The following is an 8458-nucleotide window of genomic DNA, read 5'->3' as shown; positions in this document are numbered from 1 at the left end:
GGAGGCAATTACGATCTACAACCAAGAGCGACCGCACCTGTCTCTGAAATACAAAACGCCCGATGCGGTGCATCGGGCGTTAGAGTGAAAAAGGTGTAAACCTATTTCAGGACTAGACATTTCGGTCGGCTTTGATTTTGCGGTTTGGGTTTATCCCTAGCCCCTCAGCCCAGCCCTCTCCCGGAGGTGGAGGGGGCCGACCGAGGTGTCTGGCGTCATACATCGACGTCAAAAAAACAGTCGATTATGGATTCGGTGAAGCTTGAACAGGCTGGCATTAACCTCAAGCATCCCGCAATCAGTCCCCTCTCCCCCGGGAGAGGGCTAGGGTGAGGGGAGCGCTCCAGCTCAATACCCACTATCACCCAGGCTGGCAATGATCGAGCGATAGCTATTCATCCGCTGCTGCTGCACACGCCCATCTTCCAGCGCCTTGAGCAGCGCACATCCCGGTTCGCGATCATGTTTGCAGTCGCGGAAACGGCAGGTGCCGAGCAGATCATCAAACTCGATGAAACCGGCCTCTACGTCAGCCCGGCTCACGTGACCCAGACCAAACTCGCGGATACCCGGGGAGTCGATCAGTTCACCGCCACCCGGGAAGTGAAACAAGCGCGCAGTGGTCGTGGTGTGAGTACCCTGACCCGACAGCTCGGACAGTGGGCCAACACGGGTTTCGACTTCCGGCAACAGGCTGTTGACCAGCGACGACTTGCCGACACCGGACTGGCCGACGAACACGCTGATGCGTCCGTCGAGCTGCTTCTGCAACTGCTCCATGCCGTCGCCGTGGTGCGCGGACACTTCCAGCACCGGGTAGCCGAGCGTGCGGTAGACCGCGAGCAAGGCATTCAGCGCCGGGGCGTTCTGTTCGTCGATCAGGTCGAATTTGTTCAGCAGCAGCAACGGGCGGATGCCGGCGTGTTCGGCCGCGACCAGATAGCGGTCGATCAGGTTGGCATGCGGCTCGGGCAGCGGGGCGAAGACGATGACGATCATGTCGACGTTGGCCGCGACCGGCTTGAGCTGACCACGGCTGTCCGGGCGGCACAGCTCGGTGGTGCGCGGCAGTTGCGCGACGATCACCCCGATGCCCTGGTTGCCGGCACGCCAGACCACGGTGTCGCCGGTTACCAGCGCCGGCAGGTTGGCGCGCAAGTGGCAGCGGAAGACCTGGCCGGCCTGATCGCCGTCAATGGCTTCGACTTCGACCTGCACACCGAAGTGCGCGATCACCAGGCCGGTTTGTTCCGGGCCTAGATCGCCGCCTTCAAGGGCTTCGACAGCCGAGGACTCGCGTTTGGCGGCGCGGGCGGCGCGCTCGCCCTGAATTTTTTCGATACGCCAGTTTTGACGTCGATTGAGTTGGCGTTTGGCCATGGGTGTTCCGTATGAATAATGCAGCGATTAGGTAAAACGGCCGCGAGTTTAGCACGCCCGGCCACCTGCCTAAGCTAAACTGCGCAGCATTGCTCAGGAGCCGAAACATGCCAAACCCGCAGAATCTGATCTGGATCGACCTGGAAATGACCGGTCTGGATCCGGAAAATGACGTCATCATCGAGATGGCCACTATCGTCACCGACAGCGATCTGAACACCCTCGCGGAAGGTCCGGTCATCGCGATTCATCACAGCGACGAAGTGCTCGCGCGTATGGATGAATGGAACACCCGCACCCACGGCAATTCCGGCCTGACCCAGCGCGTGCGCGACAGCCGCGTGACCATGGCCGAAGCCGAAGCCGAAACCATCGCGTTTCTCGAGCAGTGGGTGCCGAAGGGCAAGTCGCCGATTTGCGGCAACAGTATCTGCCAGGATCGACGCTTCCTTTATACGCACATGAAAGCGCTGGAAAGCTACTTCCACTATCGCAACCTCGACGTGTCCACGCTCAAAGAGCTGGCCGCACGCTGGGCGCCGGACGTGCGCGACAGCTTCAAGAAGGGCAGCACGCACCTGGCGCTGGACGACATCCGCGAATCCATCGCCGAACTGCAGCACTACCGCAAGCATTTCATCAAGTTCTGACATCGGCGAACTTCACCATCGCGCGCTCTTTTGGTGCGATGGCGAAGTGAGTAGACTGCGCGCCTTCCTGCAAGGACCGCCACCATGTTGCTGATGCTCTATCTCGTCGCCATCACCGCTGAAGCCATGACTGGCGCCCTGTCTGCGGGCCGGCGCGGCATGGACTGGTTTGGCGTGGTGCTGATCGCCTGCGTCACGGCACTCGGTGGCGGTTCAGTGCGCGATGTGCTGCTCGGGCACTACCCGCTGACTTGGGTCAAACACCCGGAATACCTGGTGCTGACGACGGTGGCGGCGATGTTCACCGTGTTCACCGCACGCTGGATGCGTCACCTGCGTTCGCTGTTTCTGGTACTCGACGCCGTCGGTCTGGTGGCGTTCACCCTGATCGGCTGCATGACGGCGCTGGAAATGGGCCACGGCATGCTCGTCGCCTCGGTCAGCGGTGTGATCACCGGTGTGTTCGGCGGTATCTTGCGCGACATCTTCTGCAACGACATCCCGCTAATCTTCCGCCGCGAACTCTACGCCAGCGTCTCGTTCGCCGCCGCGTGGTGCTACATGCTCTGCCTGTATCTGAATGTGCCGAGCGAGCAGGCGATTCTGATCACTTTGTTCGGTGGCTTCCTGCTACGGCTGTTGGCGATTCGCTTTCATTGGGAAATGCCGAAGTTTGTTTATAACGACGAGCATTGATTTCGCGATCAGAAATATCCTGTTGAGGTTGGTTAATGGCCGACACTCACTGAATGGGGTAAAAGAGTATTAAAAGGGGTATTTGAGATGCGTATTACCCCCTTTACTGTTTTTTTTACCCCATTTGAAGGAATATGCAATGCGGTCGCTCACCTCTCATTTTCTCAGCGGCTTGCGGTTTAACGGCTTGCAGATCACCACTTTGCGGGCGCTGGGAGAATATCGAGGCAAACAGCAACTGTTTGTCGCCCAGTCACCTCAAATTCTCGATGACCTTAAAGAGCTTGCAGTAATTGAGTCCACAGAGTCCTCCAATCGGTTGGAGGGTGTAACCGTCGCTCCTGCCAGGTTGAAATCTTTGGTAAGCGGGAACACGGATCCCAAGAGCAGATCCGAGCAGGAGATTGCCGGGTACCGAGACGCGCTGTCGCTGATCCATGAGTCTGGAGAGGAGATGTCCTTTTCTGAAGGGATTTTGCAGCAGCTGCATACTGTGCTCTATCGATATCTTCCGCAGGACGGCGGCCATTGGAAGGCAACGAACAATGACATCATCGAGCGGCACATCGATGGAAGCTCACGCGTTCGTTTCCGGCCGGTCGCTGCGCATTTGACCCCTATCGCGGTTGCCGACATGGTCACGCAATACCGGCGAGCAGTGGACCAGAACTCGGCTGATCCCTTGGTTCTAGTTCCGCTCGTTGTTCTTGATTTTCTTTGTATACACCCCTTTTCGGATGGCAACGGGCGAGTTGCGCGCCTGCTGACGCTGCTGCTGCTTTATCAATTCGATTATCGAGTCGGGCGCTTCATCAGTCTTGAACGAATATTTGAAGAATCAAAAGAAGGTTACTACGAGACGCTTGAGCTGAGCTCAAAGGACTGGCATGAAGGTTTACATGACGTTCAGCCATGGCTTGACTATTTTTGGGGTGCGATGCTTCGAGCGTACAAAGAGTTTGAGAGTCGAGTCGGTAAGATTGATAGCCGTCGGGGAGGTAAGAGTGATCGGGTCAGAAGCGAAGCACTGAAGCGTGAATTGCCCTTTTCCATTTCGGACATTGAAAGATCCTGCCCTGGAGTAAGTCGCGACACAGTTCGAATGGTGCTGCGTGCGCTCAAGGCGGATGGGCTGATTGAGTCTACAGGCAACGGGCGCAGTGCCAAATGGAGGAAGCCGATGTGAGGCCGCGAATTTTCACCCGCTAAACTACCTAACGCGGTCAGCGTGTTGCCTCAAAGCCCATTCAACGTGTTCGCGCACCAGATCCGAAGGATAGTCGCGGCGTGATTTAAGTGCTTCCAGCACCGGAATGCTCGACGGCGCGTTGCCCAGCCCCACCGCCAAATTGCGCAACCAGCGTTCATAACCGGCGCGGCGCAATGGCGAGCCCTCGGTGCTGCTGAGGAACTTGTCTTCATCCCACATGAACAATTCGGCCAGCTCCGCGTTGTCCAGATTGTGCCGTGGCTTGAAGTCGCTCTCTTTCGAGGGGCTTGCGAAGCGATTCCACGGGCAGCAGATCTGGCAATCATCACAGCCGAATACGCGGTTGCCGATCAGTGGTCGCAAGTCTTCGGGAATCGCGCTCTTCAGCTCGATGGTCAGGTAGGAAATACAGCGCCGGGCGTCCAGCACATATGGCCCGACGAAGGCATTGGTCGGGCAGATGTCCAGACACGCCGTGCAGCGCCCGCAATGTTCGGTGCTGTGCGGCTCGTCCACCGGCAACGGCAAATCGACAAACAGTTCACTGAGAAAGAAGTAGCTACCGGCCTTGCGATTCAACACCAGCGTATTTTTGCCGATCCAGCCCAGACCAGCCTGTTCGGCGATGGCTTTTTCCAGCACCGGCGCGCTGTCGACGAAGGCGCGGAAACCGAACGGGCCGATCTCGGACTGGATCTTGTCTGCCAATTGTTGAACACGCTTACGGATCAATTTGTGGTAATCGCGGCCCAAGGCATATCGCGAGACGTAGGCTTTTTCCGGTTGGGCGAGCAAGTGCGCCATTTGCGTGTCGCCCGGCAGGTAGTCCATGCGTAGCGAAACCACGCGCAAGGTGCCCGGTACCAGTTCTTCGGGGTGCGAGCGTTTGCTGCCGTGGGCACCCATGTAATCCATTTCGCCGTGGTAGCCGGCATCGAGCCAGCGTTGCAGGTGCTGCTCGTGTTCAGCCAGATCCAGACCGCTGATGCCGACTTGTTGAAAGCCCAGCTCACGGCCCCAGTCCTTGATGGATTGGGCGAGGGCGGGCAGGTCTGTGGTGATGGCGGACATGAGGCGAGAGAAACCGGAGCTGAGGTGCGTATAATTCTGCCAGACATCGGAGCCGGAAGACGCATGCCGCACACTAAAGATGAATTACCCGACGCGCTGTACCGCGCCGCACAGGTGCGAGCACTCGACGCGCGGCTGATCGCCGCCGGCACGCCGGGCTTCGAATTGATGCAGCGTGCGGCGCATGCGATGTGGCGCGCATTGGTCCGGCAATGGCCTGCAGCGCACGAGTTAACAGTGGTGGCCGGGCACGGCAACAACGCCGGTGATGGATATCTGGTGGCCGCGCTGGCGCTGCGTGCCGGGTGGCAAGTGCGAGTATGGGCTGTCGGCGATCCGCGACTCTTGAAGGGCGATGCTGCGCTGGCGCATGCCGAAGCACTGGCCGAAGGCGTTACCGTCAATGCTCAAGGTGAGTTACGCGGAGTCATCCTCGACGCATTGCTCGGCACTGGCCTGAGCGGCGAAGTGCGCGAACCGTATGCCTCTGCGATTGCGGCGATCAATGCCAGCGGTCTACCAGTCGCCTCGGTGGATATTCCTTCCGGACTTTGCGCCGATACCGGCCGCGTGCTGGGCGATGCGGTGCATGCGGATCTCACCGTGACGTTCATTGGCCTCAAGCTGGGACTGTTCACTGGTGACGCGGCGGATCACGTCGGCGCGCTGGTGTTCAACGATCTGCAAGCCACCGACGAAACCTTCAGTGACATACCCGTCGCAGCCAAACGGCTCAACGCCGCTAATCTTGCCCTGCTGCCCGCCCGCGCGCCGACCTCCCACAAAGGCCGTTTCGGGCATGTCTTGCTGATCGGTGGCGATCACGGTTTCGGCGGCGCGATTCTGCTCAGCAGCGAAAGCGCGTTGCGTAGCGGCGCGGGCATGGTGTCGCTGGCAACTCGTCCGGAGCATGTGCCGGCCGCGTTGAGCCGGGTGCCGGAAGTGATGGTGCTCGGCACTTCCTCGGCCAATCAGTTGATGGGGTTGCTGGATAAGGTCTCGGTGCTGGTCGTCGGGCCGGGATTGGGCCAGGCCGGTTGGGGGCGCAGTCTGCTGTCCGCAGCGGCCAACGCACCGTTGCCGCAAGTGTGGGACGCCGATGCGCTGAACTTGCTGGCAAGCGGTTTGGTCAGCTTGCCCAAGGACTGTGTGATCACTCCGCATCCGGGCGAGGCTGCACGTCTTCTGGGGATCAGCACTGCCGAGGTCCAGGCTGATCGTCCGGCGGCGGCGTTGGCTCTGAGCAAAAAACATACAGCTGTCGTGGTGCTCAAGGGCGCCTGCAGCCTGATCGCCCATCCCGACGGGCGCTTGGCGCTGTGTCATCAGGGTCATCCGGCGATGGCCACTGCAGGTCTCGGCGATGTGCTGGCCGGGCTGGTCGGCGCGTTGCTCGCGCAAGGCATGGATGCTTTTGATGCCGCGTGTCTGGCGGTCTGGCTGCACGCCAACTCCGGAATGCAACAAGGCAAATTCGGCCGTGGGCTGGCGGCCAGTGATCTGATTCCAGCCATTCGTCAGTTGTTGGAGGAGCATGCACCGTGTCTGAAGTAACCCTGTACCTGGCCGATGAACAGGCCATGAGCGACTTTGGCGCACGCATCGCCGGCGTTACCCAGGGCCATGGCCTGATTTTTCTTGTAGGCAATCTGGGGATGGGCAAAACCACCCTGTCGCGGGGCATTATTCGTGGCTTGGGGCATATCGGTGCGGTAAAAAGTCCGACCTTCACTTTGGTCGAACCCTACGAGATCGGCGACATCCGCGCGTTTCACTTCGACCTGTATCGACTGGTCGATCCGGAGGAACTGGAGTTTCTCGGCATCCGCGATTACTTCGAAGACGACGCCCTGTGTCTGATCGAGTGGCCCGATAAAGGTGCAGGCTTTTTGCCAAAGCCGGACCTGACCATTACCATTAGCCCGCAAGACAGCGGGCGTTCGCTGAATATTTTGTCCCAGGGCTCGCGTGGCGAGGCCTGGTGTGCCGCTTTGGCATTGGAATCCAATTAAATGATGGGGTCAGGTATGCGCTTTCGCGCGGTGGTAGCTGCCGTTGGACTGTTGTTGATGGCAGTAACCGTCAACGCTGTGGCCGAAACAAAGGTCAACAGCGTGCGCCTGTGGCGGGCGCCGGACAACACGCGACTGGTGTTCGATCTTAGCGGCCCGGTGCAGCACAGTGTGTTCACCCTGACGTCACCCGACCGACTGGTGATCGACATCAATGGCGCCACCCTCGGAGCGCCGCTGAAAATCCAGTCGGCCAACACCCCGATCACCGCAATGCGCTCGGCGCAGCGCACGCCGACCGACCTGCGGGTGGTCATCGACCTGAAAAAAGCCGTTACCCCGAAAAGCTTCTCGCTGGCGCCGAACGCGCAGTATGGCAACCGTCTGGTGGTCGATCTGTTCGACAACGCCGCCGATGCCGCGCCGCCGCCTGCGCCAATCCCGACCCCGGCGGTGGCGAACATCCCGGCGGTGCCGGTCACCCCGACCGAGCCGTCGATCAAAATGCCACCGGCCCCGCCCGGCAAGCGCGACATCATCGTGGTGATCGACGCCGGGCACGGCGGCGAAGACCCGGGTGCGTCCGGCTCGCGCGGTCAGCGGGAGAAAGATGTGGTGCTGCAGATCGCCCGCGAACTGCAAAGGCAGATCAACGGCATGAAAGGTTTCCGCGCCGAGCTGACCCGCACCGGTGACTACTTCATCCCGTTGCGCGGCCGTACCGAAATCGCCCGGAAGAAGGGTGCTGATCTGTTCGTCTCGATCCACGCCGACGCCGCGCCATCTACGGCAGCCTTCGGTGCCTCGGTGTTTGCCCTGTCCGACCGTGGCGCCACCTCGGAGACCGCCCGTTGGCTGGCAGACAGCGAAAACCGCTCCGACTTGATCGGTGGTGCCGGCAACGTCAGCCTCGATGACAAGGACCGTATGCTCGCCGGTGTGCTGCTCGACCTGTCGATGACCGCGTCGCTGACCTCCAGCCTCAACGTCGGCCAGAAAGTCCTGACCAACATCGGCCGGGTAACTCCTCTGCACAAACAGCGCGTGGAGCAGGCCGGGTTCATGGTGCTGAAATCGCCGGACATTCCGTCGATTCTGGTCGAAACCGGTTTTATCTCCAACGCCAATGAAGCTTCGAAACTTGCGGCATCCGGCCACCAGCAGGCGCTGGCGCGGTCGATCAGCAGCGGCGTGCGCCAGTTCTTCCAGCAGAATCCGCCACCGGGCACTTACATTGCCTGGCTGCGTGATTCCGGCAAGATCGCTCAGGGGCCGCGTGATCACCGGGTTGGCCCGGGTGAAACCGTGGCGATGATCGCCGTGCGCTATCAGATCTCACCGGCCGCGCTGCGCAGCGCCAACAATCTGAAAAACGATGAGCTGAAAATCGGCCAGCACCTGACCATTCCCGGCACCGAACTGGCGTCCAAAGAATGAAC

At 60.1% G+C, this 8458-nt stretch carries 8 protein-coding genes; 6 read left to right on the top strand and 2 right to left on the bottom strand.

All coding sequences use genetic code 11. From position 1 onward, the window contains the following. Positions 1–348 precede the first annotated feature (348 nt). Positions 349–1380, bottom strand: a complete 1032-nt coding sequence (gene rsgA, locus ACP7BN_RS25720) for a small ribosomal subunit biogenesis GTPase RsgA (protein WP_426206617.1) — start codon at positions 1378–1380, stop codon at positions 349–351. 107 nt (positions 1381–1487) lie between these two features. Between rsgA and orn the strand changes: the two genes are divergently transcribed. The 3 genes from orn (at position 1488) to ACP7BN_RS25705 (ending at position 3912) form a co-directional block, all read left to right on the top strand. After that, positions 1488–2030, top strand: coding sequence for an oligoribonuclease (gene orn / locus ACP7BN_RS25715; RefSeq protein ID WP_426206616.1), 543 nt, complete (start codon positions 1488–1490; stop codon positions 2028–2030). A gap of 84 nt (positions 2031–2114) precedes the next feature. After that, entirely contained in the window at positions 2115–2726 is a 612-nt protein-coding gene (locus tag ACP7BN_RS25710; RefSeq protein ID WP_420647006.1) for a trimeric intracellular cation channel family protein, read from the top strand. Positions 2727–2865: 139 nt separating this feature from the next. After that, positions 2866–3912, top strand: a complete 1047-nt coding sequence (locus ACP7BN_RS25705; RefSeq protein ID WP_426206615.1) for a Fic family protein — start codon at positions 2866–2868, stop codon at positions 3910–3912. 24 nt (positions 3913–3936) lie between these two features. Here ACP7BN_RS25705 and queG read toward each other — a convergent pair whose 3' ends face one another. Next, entirely contained in the window at positions 3937–5007 is a 1071-nt protein-coding gene (gene queG, locus ACP7BN_RS25700; RefSeq protein WP_426206614.1) for a tRNA epoxyqueuosine(34) reductase QueG, read from the bottom strand. Positions 5008–5070: 63 nt separating this feature from the next. On the opposite strand from queG, the gene ACP7BN_RS25695 reads away from it, so the two are divergent. The 3 genes from ACP7BN_RS25695 to ACP7BN_RS25685 are packed head-to-tail and all read left to right on the top strand — an operon-like array spanning position 5071 to position 8456. After that, positions 5071–6561 (top strand): NAD(P)H-hydrate dehydratase, encoded by a 1491-nt coding sequence (locus tag ACP7BN_RS25695; RefSeq protein WP_426206613.1) that lies wholly within the window; start codon positions 5071–5073, stop codon positions 6559–6561. Beyond that, complete coding sequence (tsaE, locus tag ACP7BN_RS25690; RefSeq protein WP_426206612.1) at positions 6549–7019, top strand: tRNA (adenosine(37)-N6)-threonylcarbamoyltransferase complex ATPase subunit type 1 TsaE; 471 nt, start codon at positions 6549–6551, stop codon at positions 7017–7019. Before ACP7BN_RS25695 ends, tsaE begins: the two co-directional genes overlap by 13 nt. Further along, positions 7020–8456: an N-acetylmuramoyl-L-alanine amidase gene (locus ACP7BN_RS25685; RefSeq protein ID WP_426206611.1), complete on the top strand. Its 1437-nt coding sequence runs from the start codon at positions 7020–7022 to the stop codon at positions 8454–8456. Positions 8457–8458: the final 2 nt, after the last annotated feature.

It is taken from the genome of Pseudomonas sp. TWP3-1, assembly GCF_049896625.1.
GTDB lineage: Bacteria > Pseudomonadota > Gammaproteobacteria > Pseudomonadales > Pseudomonadaceae > Aquipseudomonas.
This window is presented reverse-complemented; position numbering and strand designations above follow the sequence as displayed.

Excerpts from the sequence above, each read along its gene's own strand:
- ACP7BN_RS25710 (WP_420647006.1), top strand. The coding sequence starts at position 2,115 with ATGTTGCTGATGCTCTATCTCGTCGCCATCACCGCTGAAGCCATGACT.
- queG (WP_426206614.1), bottom strand. The coding sequence starts at position 5,007 with ATGTCCGCCATCACCACAGACCTGCCCGCCCTCGCCCAATCCATCAAG.
- ACP7BN_RS25695 (WP_426206613.1), top strand. The coding sequence starts at position 5,071 with ATGCCGCACACTAAAGATGAATTACCCGACGCGCTGTACCGCGCCGCA.
- orn (WP_426206616.1), top strand. The coding sequence starts at position 1,488 with ATGCCAAACCCGCAGAATCTGATCTGGATCGACCTGGAAATGACCGGT.
- ACP7BN_RS25685 (WP_426206611.1), top strand. The coding sequence starts at position 7,020 with ATGATGGGGTCAGGTATGCGCTTTCGCGCGGTGGTAGCTGCCGTTGGA.
- rsgA (WP_426206617.1), bottom strand. The coding sequence starts at position 1,380 with ATGGCCAAACGCCAACTCAATCGACGTCAAAACTGGCGTATCGAAAAA.
- ACP7BN_RS25705 (WP_426206615.1), top strand. The coding sequence starts at position 2,866 with ATGCGGTCGCTCACCTCTCATTTTCTCAGCGGCTTGCGGTTTAACGGC.